Genomic DNA, 21,288 nt, shown 5'->3' with positions numbered 1-21,288 from the left:
TCAGAAAGCGGCGCGCTTGCCGCGCAGGCCTGCGGGGCGCAGCAGCAGGGTCATGACCACGGCGGCCAGCGAGACCACCTCGGTCCAGGAGGAGGAGAACTGGTAGGCAACCACGGTCTCGGCATAGCCGAGCAGCACGGCCGCCATGAGGCTGCCCGGCAGCGAGCCCAGGCCGCCCACGATGACGATCGCAAAGGCCTTGGTCAGCGCGGGCAGGGCCATGGTCGGCGAGGTGGACAGAAAAGGCCCGGCCATGACGCCCGCCAGGGCTGCAAGCGCGGCCGACAGCGCGACCACGCGGCCGTAGACGCGGTTCACGGGAATGCCCATGTACTGCGCGGCCAGCGGGTCCTGCGACAGCGCCAGAATGGCCGCGCCTGCGCGCGTGTGCTGTATCAGCGCCCACAGCGCGGTCAGCGACAGCAGGGCCACGACCAGGGTCAGCAACTGCTGGCCGCCGATGTCGGCATTGCCCAGGCTGAACTTGGCATCCACAAAGGCCGGCACGTTGATGACTTCGGAGCCGAAGCTCACCAGCAGCACCTGCTCGACCACGAGCAAAAAGGCCATGGTGACCATCATCACGGCCATGCTCGATTCGCGCTGGGGGCGTATCAGCCAGCGCTCCACGGCCAGGCCCACGCCGGCCGTGGCCGCAATCGCCAGCGGTGCCGCAAGCAGCAGGGGCAGGCCCAGCAGCACCGCGAACAGATAGCAGAAATAGGCGCCCAGCATGTAGAAGGCGCCATGGGCCAGGTTGAGAATCCGCGCCACGCCGAACACCAGGGTGAACCCCACGGCCAGCATGGCGTAGATGGCGCTGGTGACCGCGCCGTGAACCAGAATTTCCGTCATGCCCGGGCCTGGATCACTTCATCCACTGGGGCTTGACGAAGTCGCCGGTGCGCGACTCCTTGGGCCAGAGAATCACGCGCTTGCCGCCTTCCTGCCACTGCACCCACAGCATGTTCACGAGGCCGGGGCCGGCCTTGACGTCGTGGGCCTCGTCGAGCTGCAGGCGACCCGTGGTGATGGGCATGTCCACCTTCTCCAGCGACTTGATCACGGCCTCGGTGTCCAGCGTCTTGGCGCGCGTGACCGCATCGGCCCAGGCGTGGACTGCGTCGTAGGCACCTGCGCCCGTGTACACGGCCTCGCGCTTGTAGCGCTCCTTGAAGGCGTCGAGGAAGGGCAGGGTGCGCGGCGAGATCGGCGCGCGCACGATGTAGTTGCCCGCAACCTCGGTGACGGCCTTGCCGCCCACGCGCTCGAAGAAGTCCGTGTCCTGGCCCTTGACGTCGATGCCGCCATAGGGCACGGGAATGCGCGCGTCATACCACTGCTTGGCGAGCACGTCGCTGGAGGCGTGGGAGAGGATGACCACCATGTACTCGGCGCCGCTGTTCTTGACCTTGGACAGCAGCGGCGAGAAGTTGGTGGTGCCGGTGTCGAAGGTCTCGCTCATGACCACGTCCAGGCCCTTGGCCGTGGCCGCCTTCTTGAGCACCGGCAGCAGGTCCTGCACCCACTTGGCGCTCTCGCCCACGATGGCGAACTTCTTCATGCCCAGCTCGCCGTGCAGATAGTCGGTCATGTAGCTGACCAGGCCACCGGCCAGGTGCAGGGAGTTGAGCGTGCCTATGCGAAAGATGTACTTGTTGGCCTCGTAGTTCTGCTTGACCTTGGCATTGATCGCGGGCGAGGCCGCGCCCACGTTGATGTACAGCGTCTTGGCGGCCGAGATGTGGGGCATCTGGGCGAGCACCACGCCCGAGGTGTAGCCGCCCACGATGACGTCCACCTTGTCGTCGGCCGTGAGCTTTTTGATGGCGCTGATGCCCTTTTCCGGGTCCTCGGTCTCATCGGCCACGACCGTGGTGATCTGGCGGCCCAGCAGCCCGCCCTTGGCATTGATCTCGTCCACGGCCAGCTGCGCGCCGTCGCGCGTGTCGCGGCCGATCTGCAGCTGCACGGCGGTGCTGATGCCCAGCTTGATGGGCGGCTGGGCCTGGGCCCAGCCCAGGGTGCTGATCAGCGTGGCCGCAGCGGCCAGGCCCAGGCGTTGGAACAAAGGGCGGTGTGTCATGTCTGTCTCCTCGTGGTTTTAGAAATTGATAGCTGCTAGCGCTTGGTATATATGGTTTTCAATACAGAAATGGCCTGAAATCGTTACTGGGCAAGTGGTACCAGCTCCTGTTTATTGATGTCTGGCCTCAGGCCGCCAGCGCCTGGCCGGCCCGGGCCCAGCGCTGGGCAAGCTCGGCGCGCAGGCTGCGGGTCTTTTCCACGCTGGCCTCGCGCACATGGCCGAAGCCGCGCACCTGCTCGGGCCACTGCGCGATCTCGATGGCCGTGGCCAGGTGGCGCGCATCCAGTGCGGCGAGCACACGCTCCAGGTCCTGCTCGTAGTCGGCGATCAGGGCCAGGGCCAGCCGGCGTTCGGCGTTGTGGCGGAACGGATCGAGCAGCGTGCCGCGCAGGCCGCGCAGGCGTGCAAGCATGCGCAGCGCCTTCCAGGTCCAGGGCCCGAGCTCGCGTTTGCGCGGCAGGCCGGTGACCGGGTCCTTGCCCGCAAAAGGCCAGGCGCCCAGGTGAAAGTGCAGGCGGTAGTCGCCCTCGAAGGCCTGCTCCAGCTCGGCGCGGAACTCGGGCGTGCTGTACAGGCGCGCGACCTCGAACTCGTCCTTGTAGGCCAGCAGCTTGTAGTAGTAGCGCGCCACGGCCTGGGCCAGGCGCTCGCCCTGGCCCAGGGCCTTTTCGGCCTCGGCCACGCGCTGCACCAGGTGTGCATAGCGCTGGGCATAGGCGGCGTTCTGCCAGGCGGTCAGGCGCGCGCTGCGGTCGGCCACGATGTCGTCCAGCCGCTGCAGACGGGGCTGGAACTGGATCACGGCCGCAGGCTTGAGCCGGGCCTGCACGTCCTGCAGGTCATGGGCTGCGCGCCGGCCCCAGAAAAAGCTCTGGAGGTTGAAGTCCACGCTCACGCCGTTGAGGGTGATGGCCTGCTCTATGGCCTGGCGTGCCACGGGCAGCCAGCCGCGCTGCCAGGCAAAGCCCAGCAGGAACATGTTGGCGGCAATGGTGTCGCCCATGAGCTCGCGCGCCAGGCGCGAGGCGGCCACGGTCTGCATGTGCTCGCCGGCGACGGCGCGTATGCGCTGCTGCAGGGCCTCGGGGTCGAGCTGCCAGTCGGGGTTGCGCGTGAACTCGCTGGTCGGCGTGAGCCCGGTGTCCACCACGACGCGCGCGCGCCCCGGGCGCAGCCGGGACAAGGCCTCGTCGCCCGCGCTCACGACCAGGTCGCAGCCCACGAGCAGGTCGGCCTCGCCCGAGGCCAGGCGTGTGGACTGCAACTGCTCGGGGTGCAGCCCGATGCGCACATGCGACATCACGGCGCCGTATTTCTGGGCCAGGCCGGTCACGTCCAGCGTGCTTGCGGCCTTGCCGTCCAGGTGGGCAGCCGTGCCCAGGATGGCGCCTATGGTCACCACGCCCGTGCCGCCTATGCCCGTGATCAGCACGCCGTAGGGGCGCGCGGCATCGAGGGTCGCGAGGGCCGGCTCGGGCAGGTCGGCGGTTGTGGCCTCGGGCAGCTCGCGCGCCTGGCCGCGCCGGGGCGCACCGCCATGCACGGTCACAAAGCTTGGGCAAAAGCCTTCGACGCAGGAGAAATCCTTGTTGCACGAGGACTGGTTGATGCGGCGCTTGCGCCCCAGCTCGGTCATGGCCGGTTCGATGGACATGCAGTTGGACTGGGTGCCGCAGTCGCCGCAGCCCTCGCAGACCGCGCTATTGATGAAGCTGCGCTTGTCGGGGTCGGGCAGCTTGCCGCGCTTGCGCAGGCGGCGGCGCTCGGTGGCGCACATCTGGTCGTAGATCAGCACCGAGACGGCCGGGAATTCGCGCAGCTCGCGCTGCACGCGTTCGAGCTCGCGGCGCTGCTCCAGCTGCACGCCCGCAGGCAGTTGCACGCCCTCGTAGCGGCCGGGGTCGTCGGCCACGACCACGATGCGGCCCACGCCTTCGGCGAGCAGCTCGGCCGCGATCTGGGGCACGGACAGCTCGCCGTCCACGGGCTGGCCGCCGGTCATGGACACAAAGCCGTTGACCAGCAGCTTGTAGGTGATGCAGGCCTTGGCGGCCACGGCCTGGCGTATGGCCAGAAAGCCCGAGTGGAAATAGGTGCCGTCGCCGAGGTTGGCAAACACATGCTTTTCCTCGGTGAACGGGGCCTGGCCGACCCACATCACGCCTTCGCCGCCCATGTGGCAGATGCTGCCCGTGGTCTCGGGCCGCTGCAGCGAGGCGATTGCATGGCAGCCTATGCCGGCCAGCGCGCGGCTGCCTTCGGGCACGCGGGTCGAGGTGTTGTGCGGGCAGCCCGAGCAGAAGTTGGGCATGCGCACCGGGCCGGGCGCGCCGCCCGCCTGGGCTGTGCCGGGCCGGGCAGCGCAGCCCTCATCCAGCCCCAGCAGGCCGGCGATCAGCGCGGCGATGGCCGGGGGCGAGAGCTCGCCCGTGGACGGCAGGCCGGGCTGGCCGCGTGTGCGCGCCCACTCGCTGGTCCCATGGTATTTGCCGACCACGCGCGGGCGCGCGGCCTGGGCCGAGTCGAAGAGGATGCTCTTGATCTGGGCTTCGAGCACGGAGCGCTTTTCCTCGATCACGAGCACGGTCTCCAGGCCCTGGGCAAAGTCCTCGATGGCATGCGGGTCCAGCGGCCAGACCATGCCGATCTTGAGCAGGCGTATGCCGCGCGCGCTGGCTGCGGCTTCGTCCAGGCCCAGCTCCAGCAAGGCCTGGCGCAGATCCGCATAGGCCTTGCCGGCGGCGACGATGCCCAGGCGCGGCGCGGGACTGTCGATGAGCACGCGGTTCAGGCCGTTGGCGCGTGCGTACTCCAGGGCTGCGTGCAGCTTGTGCTCGAACAGCCGCACCTCCTGCAGCAGGGGCGAGTCGAAGCGGCGAATGCCCAGGCCGTCCGCAGGCTGGCCTGGCAGAGGCGCGGGCAGGGTGATCGCGGGCCGCTGCGTGCCCACCTGCACGCTGGCCGTGGACTCGACCACGTCCGTGACCAGCTTGAGGCCGACCCAGCAGCCCGCATGGCGGCTCATGGCAAGGCCGTGCAGGCCAAAGTCCAGAATGTCCTGCACATTCGCGGGGTAGAGCACGGGAATGCCCGTGGCGATCAGGATCTGGTCGGACTGCGCGGCCTGGGTCGAAGACTTGGCCCCATGGTCGTCGCCGCACAGCGCCAGGGCGCCGCCCCAGGCCGAGGTGCCGGCCGCGTTCGCATGGCGCAGCACATCGGCGCTGCGGTCCACGCCCGGGGTCTTGCCATACCAGATGCTGAACACACCCTCGTACCTGGAGCCGGCCAGCGCACCCACATGCTGCGAGCCCCAGACCGCCGTGGCCGCGAGATCCTCGTTGACGCCGGGCTGAAAGTGGATGTGGTGCTGCTTGAGTCGCTGGGCATTGCGCCACAGCTCCATGTCGTAGCGTCCCAGGGGCGAGCCCCGGTAGCCGCTGATGAAGCCTGCGGTGTTGCGGCCGGCGGCCTGGTCCATGAGCCGCTGCTGCATGGGCAGGCGCACCAGGGCCTGGGTGCCGGACATGAAGGTCCAGCCTTCCTGGATCTCGTACTTGTCGTCCAGGCTCGCGCCATCCGCGGCCGGGGCTGCAAGGGCTTTGTTCATCGTGTCTGTCGCCCGCCCGTCGAGGGGCGGTGTCTCCATGATTGTTGTTTCCAGGACAGTCTAGAAACCGCATGCACCGCAAGTCACCACCTGTTCGGGTGGTTCAAGGGTTTGTCGCTAGTGCCTGCGCAGCCGCTTGGAGCGTGTTCACGCTCTTAGGCGTCGTCGACCAGGTTCAGCCGCCTGGCCTGGGCGATGGCCTGGGCGCGGTTGCGCGCATCAAGCTTGAGGTACAGGCGCTTGAGATACCACTTGACGGTGTTCTCCGAAAGCCCGAGCTGGGCCGCCATCTCCTTGTTCTGCGCGCCGCGCGCAAGCGCCTGCAGCAGCTGCAGCTCGCGCTCGCTGAAGTCTTCGCAGACCAGCGGCGCCGGGGCGGGTGCGGCCAGCGGCGGCGCATCCTGTGGCGGCTGACCTGCGGCGGCCAGCAACTGCTCCAGATACTCGCGCGGCAGGCCCGTGGGCATGGCTTGCCGGCCGGCGAGCCAGGCCTGGACATGCTTGAGCAAAGGCTGGCCCTCGTCGGCCAGGCTGCGCACAAAGCCTTGCTCGAAGCCTTTGCGCAGGGCCGCGCCCAGGGCCTCGCGCGCATCCGCCTGCCGGCCCAGGGCATCGAGCGCGCAGCCGCGCAGAACCTCGAGCTTGAGCGCACGCCAGCCGCGCTGCGTGGTGCGTGCCTGGGCCAGCTGCCGCTCTATTTCGGGCAGGGCGTGCAAGGCCTGGCCACGGCGCAGCTCCAGCCGGAGCCAGGTGATGTCGCAGGCCTCGGTGTCGGTGGCGAAGTGAAAGCCGGCCTCGCGCTGCATGTCGGCCGGCACCAGGGCTGCGGCCTGCTCCAGGCGCCCTGCAAGACAGGCTAGGCGCACCATTTCCCAGCGGCAGGCGAATTCCAGCCGCCGAAAGCGCCTTTGCAGGGAGCGCGCCAGCGCTTCCTGCAGGATGGCCTGGGCGCCGGCCTCGTCGCTGCGTGCAAACTGCAGGCGGGCGGCTGCGAGATAGGCGCCTATGACGAGATCGGTGGCCAGGTAGTCGTCCTCGTGCGGCGCATGCAGGGCCAGCAGGGCCTGGAGCTCGTCGAGCCGGTTGCTCTCGTAGAGCAGCTCGCAGTACAGGCCCGAGCCCAGGGCTGCGTGCTCGTGGCGCGTGGCCCCGATCGCGGCGCCGGCCGACGAGCCCGCATCCGCATAGCAGGCCATGGCCTGGCGCAGCTCGCCACGCGAGCTCCAGATCGCGGCCCGCAGGCCCAGCGTGGCCGAGAGCCCGAACAGATTGCAGGCGCGGCGGTTGTGCAGGTCGGCCTGGTCGAGCAGATCGAGTGCCTGGTCGAAGTGGTTGAGCGCAATCTCGCCATGGGCGCGCACGTTGAAGATATTGCCCAGCGCGTAGTCGCCGCTGACCAGGGGCAGGTTGCGCGCCGTGATCTCCATGGTCTGGGCCACGTCGTCGGCCGCAGCCGGGATCAGGGCCTCGAGCGCCAGATAGTCCTCCCAGGTCAGGCGGTCGAAGTCGCGCCGCGCGGCCAGCGTGCGCAACTGGCCGAGGCGCACGCGCGCCTCGGCGATCTGGTGGAAATAGGTGTGGGCGCGTCCTGCGGCCCAGACGATGCCCGGGTGCTCGTCGGCGATATGGGCGGGCAGGCGGGCAATCCATTGCTGCAAGGTGGCCAGGTGGCCGCTGCGCACCAGGGGCCTGGCCGCGCCTTCCATCATGGCGGCCGCAAAGGCCGGGTCCGCGCATTCCAGCGCATGGTCTATGGCCTCGATCAGCCGGCCCTGCTGCTGCAGCCACAGCGCTGCCCTGCGGTGCAGCCCGGCGGCCCGGCCCGGGTGAAGAATGTCGAGCCGCTTGCGCAGAAAGTCCTTGAGCAGGGAGTGGTAGCGCCAGGAGTCGCCCGTGCCCTGGCTGAACGGCGTGAGCAACTGCAGCTCGCGCGCCAGGCTCTGCAGCAGCCGCGCGCTGTCCTCGCGCGCGGCCAGCACATCGCAGAGCGCAGGCACCAGGTTGCGCAGAACACTGGTGTCGAGCAAAAAGGCGCGCACTTCCTCGGTCTGCCGCTCGAAGACTTCGCTGGTCAGGTATTCGGCCAGATCGCAACTGCCGTCCTGGGGCAGGTCCTCGAAGCGCACGGCCTCGCCATGCGCGAGGGCCAGCAGGCTCAGGCGCAGGGCTGCGGGCCAGCCTTCGCAACGCTCGGCCATGAGCCTGTGCCAGCCGGCCGGGGCCTGGCTCGGGCTGGGGCGCTGCGCATCGCGCCGGGCCTCGCCCTGCAGCAAGGCCTGTGTCTCCTCTTCATCGAAGCGCAGCTGACGCGCCGACCATTCGACGAGGCCGCCGCCGGCTTTCATGCGCTGCAAGGCCAGGTGCACACTGGGGCGCGTGCTCAGCACCACGCGCAGATTGGGCGGTGCAAAGCGCAGCAGCTGGTGAATGAGCTGTACCGAGGCCGGCTTTTGCAAGGCCTCGAACTCGTCGAGAAACAGCACTCTCTGCCCGGGCAGGCGCCCCACGGCATTGAGCCAGCTGCCCAGGTCGGGAAGATGGGAGCGCGGCTGTGCGCCGAGGCCGTCCGGTGCATGGCTGATGCAGGCCTCCAGGTGGGCCAGCAGGTGCAGGGGGTCATCGTCGCGCGGATCCAGCGTCAGCCAGTGGCAGGACATGCGCCCTGCCTTTTGCAGGTGCGCGAACAGCTGGCCCATGAGCGTGGTCTTGCCGTAGCCGGCGGGCGCGCGCAGCAGCAGCAGCCTCCAGCCCGGCGTCTGCTCCAGCAGGCGGCGCAGCTTGGCGCGCGGCACATGGTCGAGCGCGGGCAGCGGCGGGTGCAGCTTGCCTTCCAGCGCGACGCAGGCAAGAGTGTCGGCAGACGGGGACGAGAGGGCGGGCATGCTGGCGGCTCACAAATCGGCGGTAGGGGCGCGGCCGCGATCTGCGGCCGCCCTGCGATGAGTGTAGCCAAGCCCTGACGCCGGCTCAGGCCCCGCCCAGCGCCTGGTAGAGCGTGGCGTGGTTGCTCAGGCGGTTGAGGCGGTTGTCGGCCACGGAGATTTCGGCCGAGCGGCGTCTTTCCTGGGCATCCAGCCAGGATCTGAGCGGGACGGCGCCTTCGCGGTAGCGGGCTTCATAGAGCTGCTCGGCGCGCCGCGCTTCGGCCAGCGACTGCTCTAGCTGCTCGGCCTGGGCCAGGTATTGCCTGCGTGCCGACAAGGCGTTGTCCACATCGGCCAGGGCCTGGTAGAGGGTTTGCCGAAAGCCCACCACGGCCTGCTCGTAGTCGGCCTTGGCGATGTCGGTGCTCAGGCGCATCTCCGTGAGGTTCAGAAACGGCAGCACCAGGCCTGCGCCCAGCGTGGCCAGGGGGTTGGAGAGCACCTGGCCCAGCGAGGTGCTGGAGCCGCCGAGCGAGCCGGTCAGCGACAGCCGGGGGTAGTAGGACAGGCGCGTGGCATCGGCCGAGGCCAGGGATTCGCGCAGCCTCAGCTCGGCCGCACGCAGGTCGGGGCGGCGCGCGAGCAGCTCGGCCGGCAGGCCTTCGGCCACTTCGGGCAGCGCTGTCGTGGGCAGGGCGCGCGGCGCGCTCCAGCCCGGATCGGCCGGGCCCACGGGGTCTGCGGCCGCACCGTCGAACAGCAGGCTCAGCGCGCTCGCGGCTTCCACGCGCTGCTGCTCCAGCAGGGCCAGGCTTGCACGCTGGCCGGCCAGGCTCTGGCGCGATTCGGACAGCTCCAGCGCCGAGATCGCGCCCGCATCGTACTGGGCCTGCACCAGGGCCAGCGTGCGCTCGGCGTGCTCTATGCTTTTGGCGGCCGAGTCCAGGCGCTGGTGGTAGTAGGACAGGCGCCAGTAGAGCGTGGCCGTGGTGCCGGCCAGGGCCTGGGCTGCGGCCTCGCGGTCTTCGGCGCTGGCCATGGCGGCCCAGCGCGCTGCGTCCTGGGACGCGCCCAGGCGGTTCCAGAGGTCGGCCTCATAACTCACGCCCAGGGAGACGGAGTTGCTGCGCGTGGTGGAGCCGCCATCCACGGGCCGGTTCGCACCGGTGTTGAGGCTGCTGCTCACGCTGGGCCGGTTCTCGCCCAGCCGTGCCTGGAGCTGGGCGCGGCGCACCTTGATGGCGGCCATGGCCAGGTCGTTGTTGCGCTCCAGCGCGGCAGCGATGAGCTGGTCGAGCTGCGGGTCGTTGAACTCCTTCCACCAGGCGCCGGTCAGGGCCTGGGCATCCGCCTGGGCATCGCGGGTGGTGGATGCGCCGGCGGTGGAGCCATGGCTCCATTGCGCGGGCACGCTGAGCGCGGGCGCCTCGTAGGGCGTGCGCAGGGAGGAGCAGCCGGCCAGCAGCAGGGCCAGGGCCAGTGCCGAGGGGATCAGGGGGCGGGAGATCAGGGAGTTCATTCGCGGGACAGGGCTTCCACGGGGTTGAGACGGGCGGCGCTGCGCGCGGGCAGGTAGCCGAACACCACGCCGATGAGCGTGGAGCAGACGAAGGCGGCAATCATGGAGCCGTGCGAGTACACCAGCTGGAATTCGGTGCTGGTGCGCGCAAAGATCTGGCCGAAGCCCAGCGCCAGCGCAATGCCGAGCACGCCGCCCAGCAGGCAGACCAGCACGGCCTCGATCAGAAACTGTTGCTGTATGTCGCTCTGGCGCGCGCCCACGGCCATGCGCACGCCGATTTCGCGCGTGCGCTCGGTCACCGAGACCAGCATGATGTTCATCACGCCGATGCCGCCCACGATCAGCGAGATCACGGCGATGGAGGAGATCAGCAGAGTCAGCGTCTGCGTGGTCGCCTCGATGGTCTGGCGGATGCTGTCGGTGTTGAGCACATAGAAGTCCTTGGTGCCGTGGCGCTGCTCGAGCAACTGGTTGATGCCCTGCTCGGCGGCATTGGTGGAGGCATCGTCGCGCACCCGCACCGTGATGCTGCGCAGATGGTTCTGGTTGACGATGCGGCTCATGGCCGTGGTGTAGGGCACGAAGACGCTCAGCGATTCGCTGTTGCCGAAGGCCGAGTCGCTCTTGGCGGCCACGCCGATGATGCGCACCGGCACGCTGCCCAGCAGCAGCACCTCGCCCACGGGGTCGGGGGTGTTCGGGAACATGGTCTTGCGCGTGTTGTCGTCGATCACGGCGACCTGCTCGCGCCGCCAGACATGGCCCTGGTCGAAGGCGCTGCCCTGGGCGATCTTCACGCCCTTGACGCGAAAGTACTGCTCGCCGGCGCCGGTCACGTTGATCGAGGCCTCGATGTTGCGGTAGCGGCCGGTGACGGAGCTGCTGAGCGTGGGCGTGACGCTGTCCACATAGCCTTGGTGGGCCAGGGCATCGGCGTCGGCGGGAACCAGGGTGCGCACGCGCGCCGAGCGCGTGTCGCCAAAGCCCGAGCCCGAGAAGATCTCTATGGTGTTCGTGCCTATGGAGCTGATGTTCTTGAGCACCTGCTGGCGTGAGCCTTCGCCCAGGGCCACGACGGCGACCACCGAGGCAATGCCGATGATGATGCCGAGCATGGTCAGAAAGGTGCGCAGCCGGTGCGCGTTCATGGCCAGCAGTGCCATCTGGAAGGCTTCCACGAAGCGGTCGCGCAGCGCGCCCAGGCCGCTGCGCGCCGCCGGGCGCTGCGGCAGGGCCGGGGCCGCTGCGCGGGCCGGCTGGCTGGCCATGCGCGCCGTGGGGTGGTCGCCGATGATCTCGCCGTCGCGGATTTCGATAAGACGCTCGGCATGTTCGGCGACCTGCATGTCGTGGGTCACGAGGATGATGGTATGGCCCTCGGCATGCAGCTCGCGCAGGATGTTCATGACCTCCTTGCCGCTGGCCGTGTCCAGGGCCCCCGTGGGCTCGTCGGCGAGGATGACGCTGCCGCCGTTCATCAGGGCCCGCGCAATCGAGACGCGCTGCTGCTGGCCGCCCGAGAGCTGGCCCGGCCGGTGGCCCGTGCGGTCGGCCAGGCCCAGGCGCTCAAGGAGTGCGGCGGCGCGTTCGTGGCGCGCGGCCACGGGCGCGCCCGCATAGACCGCAGGAACCTCCACATTGCCGCGTGCCGTGAGGTCGCCCAGCAGGTGGTAGCGCTGGAAGATGAAGCCGAAGTATTCGCGGCGCAGTGCGGCGAGCTCGTCGTGGCCGAGCTCGCCCGTGGCGCGCCCGGCCACGCGGTAGCTGCCGGCGCTGGGCTGGTCCAGGCAGCCCAGGATGTTCATGAGCGTGGACTTGCCCGAGCCCGACTGGCCGACGATGGCCACCATCTCCCCCGCATGGATGCTGAGGTTGATGTTCTTGAGCACGGCAATCGTGCCCTCGCCTGCGGGAAATTCGCGGTACAGGTCCTGGAGTTCCAGCAAGGGGCGGCCCTGGGCGCTATCGCCAGGGTGGGGCCGGTCGGCCGTGGCCGGGCCGCTCGGGAAGCTGAGGTCGTGTTTCATCGTGCGGGCCTCACAGGCGCATGCGCGGGCCGCGGCGGTTGTTGCCAGGCGCCGGGGCGCCGCCTGCTGCCGAGGATTCGCCGAGCACGATGCGCTCGCCTTCGGCCAGGCCTTCGGTGACTTCGGCGTTCACGTTGTTGTTGATGCCGACCTGGATTCTGCGCAGCTGGGGCTCGCCCTTTTCATCGAGCACGCGCACGGCATAGCCTTCGCGTCCGCGCCGGCCCAGGGCCGAGGCGGGGATGAGCAGCGCATCGCTGGCCTGGGCGCGCACGATGGAGACCTGGGCCGTCATGGAGATGCGCAGCTTGTTCTCGGGGTTGGGCACGTCGAACAGGCCGTTGTAGTAGATGGCCGTGCTGGCATTGCTGGTGCTGCTCGAGCTGCTGCTGGAGCTGCTCTCGGTGAGTATGGCGTCCGTGGCCGGCTCGATGGTGCGCAGCTGGGCGTGGTAGCGCTTGTCGGGCTCGCCGAGGATGGTGAAGTACACGGGCAGCTCGGGGGCGACCTTGACCACGTCGGCCTCGGAGATCTGGGTCTTGATGGTCACGGTGTCGAGCTGGGCCACCTTGATGATGGTGGGCGTGGTCTGGTTGGCGTTCACCGTCTGGCCGGCCTGCACGACCAGGGCCACGACGATGCCGTCCATGGGCGAGAGGATCTTCGTATAGCCGAGGTTGACCTTGGCCGTGTCGGCCGTGATCGCGGCCTGCTTGATCTGGGCCTGCAGCGCCTTGATGTTGGCGCGCGTGGTGTTGAGCTTGGTCTCGGCCGTCTCCAGATCGGCGGGCGAGTTGGCCTCGCTGGCGCGCAGGCGCTTTTGGCGCTGGTGGTTGAGCTCGGCCTCGGCCAGCGAGGCCTGCTGGGCTGCGAGCTGGGCCGTCACGTTCTCCAGCGCAGCCTCGGCATTGCGCACGGTGTTTTGCTGGGTGGTGGAGTCGATCTCGGCGATCAGGTCGCCTTTTTTGACGCGCTGGCCCAGCTCCACGTAGAGCTGCTTGACCTGGCCCGAGACCTGGGCACCCACGCTGACCTGCTTGAAGGCCTGTACCGTGCCCGTGGCCAGGACCGTGTCCTCGATGTCGCCGCGGCTGACCGTGGCCGTGACGAAGCGCGGCTCCTGCTTGGCAGGAAAGAAGGCGAGCTTGGCTGCGTAGGCGATGGCGGCCAGGATCGCGAGAGCCAGAAGAATGCGAAGAGTGCGTGGGATTCTTGTGAACATGGGGCTTGGATGAAGGCCCGGTGCGGCCCATGCCTCACCGGTAAGAGCACATACGCTCTCGTAATGGAATGCAAGTGTGCCAAGTCTGTGTGATCGGCCGATATTTCTGGCGTAAAGCGCGAGTAAACCGCCAGGGATCGGCGCCGGGGCCGGTCGCCACGGTGGCAGGGCGCGGAGCAAAGCCCCGGGCCAGCGTGCTAAGCTGGATCGGTTGTGCGGCCCTCGTCCATCCGGATGCGAGGGCCGCCCGCCTTTGTTTTGCACGGAGAAAAAAACTATGCCCGGCTTGTTGCCCGATATCGATCCCGAAGGCCTGCTTGAATTTTCCGTGGTCTATACCGACCGCGCCCTCAACCACATGTCCAAGCGCTTTGCGGGCGTGATGCAGGACATTCTGTCCACGCTCAAGCAGGTCTACGGCGCGCATACCGCGGTGCTGGTGCCGGGCAGCGGCACCTTCGGGATGGAGGCCGTGGCGCGCCAGTTCGCGAATCGCGAGAAGGTGCTCATCGTGCGCAACGGCTGGTTCAGCTACCGCTGGACGCAGATCTTCGATGCCGACGAAGGCCTGGGAGGCGGCTCCGTGGTCTGCAAGGCGCGCCGTCTTGGCGCCGGCGACCAGGATCCCTGGGCGCCCTGTCCCATAGACGAGGTCGTGGCCGCGATCCGCAGCGAAAAGCCCAAGGTGGTGTTCGCCCCGCATGTGGAGACGGCCAGCGGCATTCTTCTCACCGACGACTATCTGCGTGCCCTGGCCGATGCTGCGCACGAGGTGGGCGCGCTGTTCGTGCTCGACTGCGTGGCCTCGGGTGCCATGTGGGTGGACATGGGCCAGACCGGCGTCGACGTGCTGATCTCGGCCCCGCAAAAGGGCTGGAGCAGCTCGCCCTGCTGTGCCATGGTCATGCTCTCCGAGCGTGCGCGCCAGGCCATAGAGCACACGAAAAGCTCCAGCTTTTCCTGCGACCTCAAGAAGTGGATGCAGATCGCCGAGGGCTACGAGAAAGGCCAGCACGCCTACCACACGACCATGCCCACGGATGCGCTGGTGCGCCTGCGCGATGTGATGCTGGAGACGCGGGCCTACGGCTTCGAGAAGGTGCGCGAGGAGCAGATCGCCCTGGGCGCCAAGGTGCGCGAGCTGCTGGAGTCGCGCGGCTTTGCGAGCGTGGCCGCCAAGGGCTGGCAGGCGCCCGGCGTGGTGGTCAGCTACACCAGCGATCCGGACATCCAAAGCGGCAAGAAGTTTCTCGAACTGGGCCTGCAGACGGCCTCGGGCGTGCCGCTGCAGTGCGATGAGGGGCCGCAGTTCAAGACCTTCCGCATCGGCCTCTTCGGCCTGGAGAAATGGCACCACGTGGATCGCACGGTAGGCCATCTGCGTGCGGCCCTGGACAGGATCGATACCCCCTGAGCGGCTGCGCCGCTTGCCCTGCAACTGGCAGACCGGGGCGATGCTCTTTGCGGCAGGGCGGCGCCAGCCTGGCGTCCCTGATCCGGGGCCGCGCAGTCTTGCCCCGCCCCCTTCGGGGCGCGTGCCAGTGAGGGGCTTCCCGCATGCGGCGCGGCTGCGAAGGCCTGCAGATATCGCCGAGAATTGCGCTTTTGCTTATCCGAGATCGGAGCTTTTGCATGCACCAAACCCTTGCCTCTTTGCTGGCCGCCTGCGGACTGTTGCTGGGCGCTGCCGTTCACGCGGCGCCCGAGACCACGGCCAGCGGCATGATTTATGAAAGCCTCAAGGACGGCACCGGCCCCAGCCCCAAGGCCGGCAATACCGTGAAGGTCCACTACCGAGGCTATTTCCCCGAGACCGGCAAGGAGTTCGACAGCTCGATCGCACGCGGCGAGCCCATAGAGTTCCCGCTCAACCGGGTGATTCCCTGCTGGACCGAAGGCCTGCAGAAAATGAAGGTGGGCGGCAAGGCCAGGCTCACCTGCCCGGCCTCCATCGCCTACGGCGCGCGCGGCGCGGGACGGGTGATTCCGCCGAATGCCACGCTCAACTTCGATGTGGAGTTGCTGGGCATCACGCCCTGATTCGCTTCACGCCTTCCCCCTGCAAGGGGGACGGTCGGCGCCCCGGTCTTGGCGCCTCGGCAGGCTTGCAGCATTGAAGCCGTTTCTGGAGCTCTGATTTCGCCATGGACAATCGCCAACCGCTGGACCCGCGGGCCTATGTGCTCATGCTGAGCCTGTGTCTGATCTGGAGTCTGCAGCAGGTGCTGCTCAAGGCCACGGCCGATGCGATTGCGCCGACCTTGCAGATTGCGTTGCGCTCGGGTGCGGGGGCGGTGCTGGTGTGGCTGTTCATGCGCTGGCGCCGCATGCGCGTGACCTGGGCGGACAGCTGGCGCCCCGGGCTGTTCGTGGGGGCGCTGTTCGCGCTGGAGTTTTTGCTGCTGGGCGAGGCCATCAACCACACCTCGGCCTCGCATGTGGTGGTGTTTCTGTATTCGGCCCCGGTGTTCGCGGCCCTGGGCCTGCATTGCTCGCTGGCCTCCGAGCGGCTCGCACGCCTGCAGTGGCTGGGCATAGGCCTGGCTTTCGCGGGCATTGCACTGGCCTTTCTCGGCGGCGGCCAGGGCGGGGGCGTCAGCCTCAAGGGTGATCTGCTGGCCCTGGGCGCGGGCGCGGCCTGGGGCGCGACCACGGTGGCCGTGCGCACCAGCCGGCTCGCGGGCCTGCCGGCTGCGCAAACCCTGCTCTATCAGCTGGCCACGGGCTTTGCGCTGCTCATGCCTGCAGCCATGCTGCTGGGGCAGACGCGTTTCGAGCCCACGCCGCTGGCCTGGGCGAGCCTGGCCTTCAATGCGGTGCTGGTGTGCTTTGTGAGCTTTCTGATCTGGTTCTGGCTGCTGACCCAGTACCTGGCCTCGCGCCTGGGCGTGTTCTCCTTTCTCACGCCCATCCTCGGCGTCATCCTCGGCGCCTGGCTGCTCAGCGAACCCCTGGCGTCGAGCTTTGTCTTCGGCGCCTTCATGGTGCTGGCCGGCGTGCTGCTGGTCAGCGGCCATGGCTGGTTGGCCAGCCTGATACGGCGTAGCTGAAAACAGGAGCTGGTAGCGCTTGGTACATATGGATTTCAGTACGAAACATGCTTGAAATCCAATGTGGATGAGCGTTTGCAGCTTCTTTTTTCATAGTTATCTCAGAACGTGTTTACGCTCTCAGGCCAGCCCCAGGCGGCGTGCGAGGCGCTGGAGGTTGGCGCGGTCCATTTGCAGCTCGCGCGCGGCGGCGGCCCAACTGCGGTTGTGGCGCTGCAGGCTGGCCTGGACCAGTTGGCGTTCGTAGGCCTGGACGGCGCTGCGCAGGCCTTCCGGGGGAGCGTCCGGCGCAGTCACTGGCGCAGTCACCGGCATGCCGGCTGGCAGGCCCGCTGCCGCTGGTGCGCAGGCGGCCCGGGGCGCTGTCTCTCCGAGATCCTGGGCGCTGAGCGTGAGCATGCGCGGGCGCAGGGCGCCGCGCGGCGCGGCCGGGGTCTGGGGCGCGCGGCTCAGGGCCTGGAGCACGGCGCGGCTGATCAGGTGTTCGAGCTCGCGCACATTGCCCTGCCAGTCGCGGGTGAGCAGGGCGGACTGGGCGGCTGCGTCCAGCCTCAGCCCGCCGAGCTTGAGGCGCGAGCGGTTTTCCTCGAGAAAGCAGCCGGCGAGCAGCAGCACATCGCTGTCGCGCTCGCGCAGCGGCGGCACGGCCAGCGGATACACGTTGAGCCGGTGGTAGAAGTCGGCGCGCATGCGCCCGGCCTCGACCTCGGCGGCCAGGTCGCGGTTGGTGGCGGCCAGAATGCGCACGTCCACATGGTGCTCGCGGTCCGAGCCCAGGCGCTGGAGCTGGCCGCTTTGCAGCACGCGCAGCAGCTTGGCCTGCACGGGCAGGGACAGCTCGCCCACTTCGTCGAGGAACAGCGTGCCCTGGTGTGCCTGCTCGAACTTGCCCTGGCGCTCGGACAGCGCGCCGGTAAAGGCTCCGCGCACATGGCCGAACAGCTCGCTTTCCACGAGGTTGTCGGGCAGGGCCGCGCAGTTGATGCTGATCATGGGCTTGTGCGCACGTCCCGATCGGGCGTGCAGGGCCTGGGCCACGAGCTCCTTGCCCGTGCCGGTCTCGCCGGTGATGAGCACGTTGAGATCGCTGGCCGCGATCAGCGCCATGTTCTTTCTGAGCTCGCGCATGGCCGGGCTCTGGCCCAGCAGCTCGCGCTCGGGCGGCAGGCCCGGGCTGGCGGGCAGGCGCGAGCCCCGGGCCGGCAGGGCCAGCTGGCGCACGCGCTCGGCCGTGGCCACGGTTGCCGAAGCCAGGTTGCCAAAGGCCTGCAGCAGGGCCAGCGCGGCCGGATCGGCAAAGCGCCCGGGCTGCAGCGCATCGAGCGTGAGCAGCCCCCAGGGCGCACCGCCGAGCTGCAGCACGCAGCCCATGCAGTCATGCACGTGCAACTGGTGCAGGACCTGGCCGTGGTTGGCGATCAGGCCGTCATAGGGGTCGGGCAGCGGGCTGTCGGGCGCAAAGCGCATGGCCTGGCCGGCGGCCAGCAACTGGGCAAAGCGCGGGTGCTCGCTCAGGCGAAAGCGCCGGCCCAGCACGTCGGGCACCAGGCCGTCCATGGCCATGGGGCGCAGCCATTCGCCCTCCAGGCGCAGCAGGGCCACGGCATCGGCGGGCAACAGGGTGCGCAAGGCCGCAAGCAGGCGGCGCAGACGCTCGCGCTCGGGCATATCCTGGGCCAGATCCGCGATCAGCGGAATGACGGCGCTCAGCATGTGGGATGTTGTCATATTGACCTTGATTGATGTCAAAAAGTCTACACCCATCATGCAGTCAATATGACTTCATCTGATCCAAGTCCTTGTTTTGCTGCGGGGTGGGGGCGGGCACGGCAATTGCGTCTGCATCTGCGACCTGCTGACTGGCAGGCCATGACCCAAGGAGTTTTTGCATGCTGACCGAGAGCCAACGCGCCATTGTCAAATCCACCGTACCGCTGCTGGAGAGCGGCGGCGAGGCGCTGATCACGCACTTCTACAACACCATGCTGGGCGAGTACCCCGAGGTGCGTCCGCTGTTCAACCAGGCCCACCAGCAAAGCGGTGCCCAGCCGCGAGCCCTGGCGTACAGCGTGCTCATGTATGCGAAGCACATAGACCGGCTGGAGGCCCTGGGCGACCTGCCCGCGCAAATCATCAACAAGCATGTGGCGCTGCAGGTGCAGCCCGAGCACTATCCCATCGTCGGGACCTGTCTGCTGCGGGCCATCCGCGAGGTGCTGGGCGCCGAGATCGCCACCGACGAGGTGCTCGCCGCCTGGGGCGCCGCCTATCAGCAACTGGCCGACCTTCTGATCGCGGCCGAGGGCGAGGCCTACGAGAGCCTGGCCCGGGCCGAGGGCGGCTGGCGCGGCGAGCGCGCCTTCAGGCTCGAAAAGAAAGTGCAGGAGAGCGCCGAGATCAGCTCCTTCTATCTGGTGCCGGCCGACGGCGGCAAGGTGCTTGCGCATCAGCCGGGCCAGTACATAGGGCTGCGATTGATGATCGACGGGCAGGAGCAGCGGCGCAATTACTCGCTGTCGGCGGCCGCCAACGGGCAGAGCCTGCGCATCAGCGTCAAGCGCGAGCCCGGGGGCAAGGTCTCCAACTTCCTGCATGATCAACTGCAGGTTGGCGATACGCTGGCGCTGTTTCCGCCGGCCGGCCACTTCACGCTGCAGCCCGGCGACAAGCCGCTGGTGCTGATCAGCGGTGGTGTGGGCATTACGGCCACGCTGCCCATGCTGGCCACGGCGCTCGAAGGCCGGCGTGCGGTGACCTTCATCCACTGCGCGCGCGAGCGCGCGGTGCATGCCTTTCGCGAGCCCATCGATGCGCTCGCCCGGGAGCATGCACAGCTCACGCGCTATTACTGCTATGACCGGGCCCTGCCCGAGGACGCGGTGCATGGCCAGGGATATCTGACCGAGCAGCGCCTGGGCGAGTGGCTGCCGGCTTCGCGCGATGTCGAGGTCTACTTCCTCGGGCCACGCCCCTTCATGCGCGGACTCAGGCACGCGCTCAGGAATCTGGGCGTGCCCGATGCACAGGTGCGCTACGAGTTCTTCGGCCCGGCCGAGGCGCTGGCCTGATGGCGGCGCACTTCGGGGGCCGGGCCGCAGCTCAGCGGTAGTAGGCCTCGACCGCGCCCTTGAGCTTGATCAGCAGCGGGCGGCCCTTGCGGTCCAGGGTCTTGCCCGCAGGCACCTTGACCCAGCCTTCGCTCACGCAGTACTCCTCGACGTCGAAGCGATCCTTGCCGTTGAAGCGAATGCCGATGTCGTGCTCGAACACGGCGGCCACGTGGTGGGGGCTGCGCGGGTCTATGCTCAGATGATCGGGCAGGGCAGGGCGCTGGTCGGGAGTGGATGCATCGGTCATGGCGGATTCTTTTGATGAGCTGAAAGGAAACCCGCTATTGTGAGGGCAAGCCATGCCCAGGGTTTTTGCCGGGCCCGGCATGGCCTGCCATCCCACTGACTCGCAGCCGTGGCCGTTTATGCTGCGCCCATGCTTTCACCTCAAGAACAAGCGCTACGCACTGCCAAACGCCTGCCCTTGCTGCTGTTGCTGGGCATGGGCCTGGGGTTTGCCATCACCTCGATCGCGGTCGCACACCTGCAACCCACGCCTTTGTGGCTGGCCTGCATCAAGGCCGTGACCGAGGCGGCCCTGGTCGGCGCCCTGGCCGACTGGTTTGCGGTGGCGGCCTTGTTTCGCCGCATTCCGCTGCCCCTGGTGGGTGCGCATACGGCCATCATCGAGCGCAACAAGGACCGCATCGGCAGCAATCTGGCCGGATTCGTGCGCGACAAGTTCCTTGATGCTCCCTCGCTGCTGGCCCTGATCGAGCGCCACGACCCCGCCAAGGCCCTGGCGGCCTGGTTGACCACGCCGGCCAACAGCGCCGCCCTCGGGCGCCAGGTGGCGCGCCTGGCCCTGGCGGGGCTGGAGACCGTGCAGGACCGGCAGGTCGAGCGTTTTCTGAGCCAGTCCTTCAAGGCCTTGCTGGCCCGGCTGGACCTCTCGCGCATGGCCGCCGAGCTGCTCGACGGGCTGACGCGCGATGGCCGCCACCAGGCCTTGCTCGACGATGTGCTGGTGCGTGTCAGCGGCCTGCTGCGCGAATCCCGGACCCATGTGCTGATCGCCCAGGCCATCGTCAGCTGGCTCAAGCGCGAGCATCCGCTCAAGGAAAAAGTCCTGCCCACGGACTGGCTGGGCGAGAAAGGCGCGGGCGCGATTGCCGATGCCCTGGACAGCCTGCTGCAGGAGATCGCCGAAGATCCCGGCCACGGCATGCGCCAGGCCTTTGATACGGGCATGCAAAGGCTGATCCTGCGGCTGCAGACGGATGCTGCCATGGCCGAGCGCGCCGAGCAGTTGCGCCACTATCTGCTGCACGACGAAAAGCTGGCCGCCTATCTGCGCCAGCTGTGGCAGGGCCTGCGCCAGCGCCTGCAGGCCGATCTGGCCGATGAAAACTCCCAGCTGGCGCGCAAGGCCGAAGCCATGGGCCGCTGGCTGGGCCAGTCGCTGGCCCATGATGCCGCGCTGCGCGACTCCATGAACCAGCGCCTCAAGCGCTGGGTGAAGGCGCTCGCGCCCGAGGTCTCGACCTTTCTGGGCCAGCATATTGCCGACACCGTGCAGCGCTGGGACGCGCGCCAGCTGGCCCGGCTGATCGAGCTGCACATAGGCAAGGACCTGCAATACATACGCATCAACGGCAGCCTGGTCGGCGGGGCCGTGGGGCTGCTGCTGTTTCTGCTCTCCCATGCGGGCGAGCTGCTGGCCAGGCTGGGCCTTTAGATCGTAAACACGTTCTTAGAACGTGTTTACGATCTCCTCGGTGCCGCGCCAGTGTCTTTGCGGGATGGGATACAAGGCGCGACACCGCAGCAATAGCCGTGCTATTGCGAGGATTC

General features: G+C 68.3%; 14 protein-coding genes. 5 read left to right on the top strand and 9 right to left on the bottom strand.

Annotation, left to right across the window (positions count from 1 at the left end; all coding sequences use genetic code 11):
• The 7 genes from G486_RS0113980 to G486_RS0113950 all read right to left on the bottom strand — a co-directional run bounded on the left by G486_RS0113980 (nt 1) and on the right by G486_RS0113950 (nt 13,334).
• Nucleotides 1-855, bottom strand: a complete 855-nt coding sequence (locus G486_RS0113980; RefSeq protein WP_027016100.1) for a branched-chain amino acid ABC transporter permease — start codon at nt 853-855, stop codon at nt 1-3.
• A 13-nt stretch (nt 856-868) separates the two neighbouring features.
• A complete protein-coding gene (locus tag G486_RS0113975; RefSeq protein ID WP_027016099.1) occupies nt 869-2,086 on the bottom strand; it encodes an ABC transporter substrate-binding protein in 1,218 nt (405 codons plus the stop codon).
• A 127-nt stretch (nt 2,087-2,213) separates the two neighbouring features.
• Nucleotides 2,214-5,738: an indolepyruvate ferredoxin oxidoreductase family protein gene (locus tag G486_RS22365; protein WP_245587332.1), complete on the bottom strand. Its 3,525-nt coding sequence runs from the start codon at nt 5,736-5,738 to the stop codon at nt 2,214-2,216.
• Nucleotides 5,739-5,854: 116 nt separating this feature from the next.
• Nucleotides 5,855-8,581: a LuxR C-terminal-related transcriptional regulator gene (locus G486_RS0113965; RefSeq protein ID WP_027016098.1), complete on the bottom strand. Its 2,727-nt coding sequence runs from the start codon at nt 8,579-8,581 to the stop codon at nt 5,855-5,857.
• Nucleotides 8,582-8,666: 85 nt separating this feature from the next.
• Entirely contained in the window at nt 8,667-10,082 is a 1,416-nt protein-coding gene (locus G486_RS0113960; protein ID WP_027016097.1) for an efflux transporter outer membrane subunit, read from the bottom strand.
• Nucleotides 10,079-12,112: a MacB family efflux pump subunit gene (locus tag G486_RS0113955; RefSeq protein WP_084455285.1), complete on the bottom strand. Its 2,034-nt coding sequence runs from the start codon at nt 12,110-12,112 to the stop codon at nt 10,079-10,081. Before G486_RS0113955 ends, G486_RS0113960 begins: the two co-directional genes overlap by 4 nt.
• A 10-nt stretch (nt 12,113-12,122) precedes the next feature.
• Entirely contained in the window at nt 12,123-13,334 is a 1,212-nt protein-coding gene (locus G486_RS0113950) for an efflux RND transporter periplasmic adaptor subunit (protein WP_027016095.1), read from the bottom strand.
• 277 nt (nt 13,335-13,611) lie between these two features.
• On the opposite strand from G486_RS0113950, the gene G486_RS0113945 reads away from it, so the two are divergent.
• The 3 genes from G486_RS0113945 to G486_RS0113935 all read left to right on the top strand — a co-directional run bounded on the left by G486_RS0113945 (nt 13,612) and on the right by G486_RS0113935 (nt 16,384).
• Nucleotides 13,612-14,748, top strand: coding sequence for an aminotransferase class V-fold PLP-dependent enzyme (locus tag G486_RS0113945; protein ID WP_027016094.1), 1,137 nt, complete (start codon nt 13,612-13,614; stop codon nt 14,746-14,748).
• A 218-nt stretch (nt 14,749-14,966) separates the two neighbouring features.
• Nucleotides 14,967-15,374 carry an FKBP-type peptidyl-prolyl cis-trans isomerase gene (locus G486_RS0113940; protein WP_027016093.1) on the top strand — a complete coding sequence of 136 codons (408 nt, stop codon included), beginning with the start codon at nt 14,967-14,969 and terminating at the stop codon, nt 15,372-15,374.
• A gap of 104 nt (nt 15,375-15,478) precedes the next feature.
• Nucleotides 15,479-16,384 (top strand): DMT family transporter, encoded by a 906-nt coding sequence (locus G486_RS0113935; RefSeq protein WP_027016092.1) that lies wholly within the window; start codon nt 15,479-15,481, stop codon nt 16,382-16,384.
• A gap of 120 nt (nt 16,385-16,504) precedes the next feature.
• Here the strand turns inward: G486_RS0113935 and norR are convergent, their stop codons facing one another.
• Nucleotides 16,505-18,112 carry a nitric oxide reductase transcriptional regulator NorR gene (gene norR / locus G486_RS0113930; RefSeq protein ID WP_027016091.1) on the bottom strand — a complete coding sequence of 536 codons (1,608 nt, stop codon included), beginning with the start codon at nt 18,110-18,112 and terminating at the stop codon, nt 16,505-16,507.
• Nucleotides 18,113-18,273: 161 nt separating this feature from the next.
• On the opposite strand from norR, the gene hmpA reads away from it, so the two are divergent.
• A complete protein-coding gene (gene hmpA / locus G486_RS0113925; RefSeq protein WP_027016090.1) occupies nt 18,274-19,452 on the top strand; it encodes an NO-inducible flavohemoprotein in 1,179 nt (392 codons plus the stop codon).
• 31 nt (nt 19,453-19,483) lie between these two features.
• On the opposite strand, the gene G486_RS0113920 is transcribed toward hmpA, so the two are convergent.
• Nucleotides 19,484-19,741 carry a DUF3297 family protein gene (locus G486_RS0113920; RefSeq protein WP_027016089.1) on the bottom strand — a complete coding sequence of 86 codons (258 nt, stop codon included), beginning with the start codon at nt 19,739-19,741 and terminating at the stop codon, nt 19,484-19,486.
• A gap of 129 nt (nt 19,742-19,870) precedes the next feature.
• On the opposite strand from G486_RS0113920, the gene G486_RS0113915 reads away from it, so the two are divergent.
• Nucleotides 19,871-21,172, top strand: coding sequence for a DUF445 domain-containing protein (locus tag G486_RS0113915; RefSeq protein ID WP_027016088.1), 1,302 nt, complete (start codon nt 19,871-19,873; stop codon nt 21,170-21,172).
• The last annotated feature ends 116 nt before the right edge of the window (nt 21,173-21,288 follow it).

The sequence above is a fragment of the Comamonas composti DSM 21721 genome (assembly GCF_000429845.1).
In the GTDB taxonomy this organism is placed as follows: Bacteria; Pseudomonadota; Gammaproteobacteria; order Burkholderiales; family Burkholderiaceae_C; genus Comamonas; species Comamonas composti.
The sequence above is the reverse complement of the archived record's forward strand: the minus strand, read 5'-3'. Positions and strand labels throughout refer to the sequence as shown.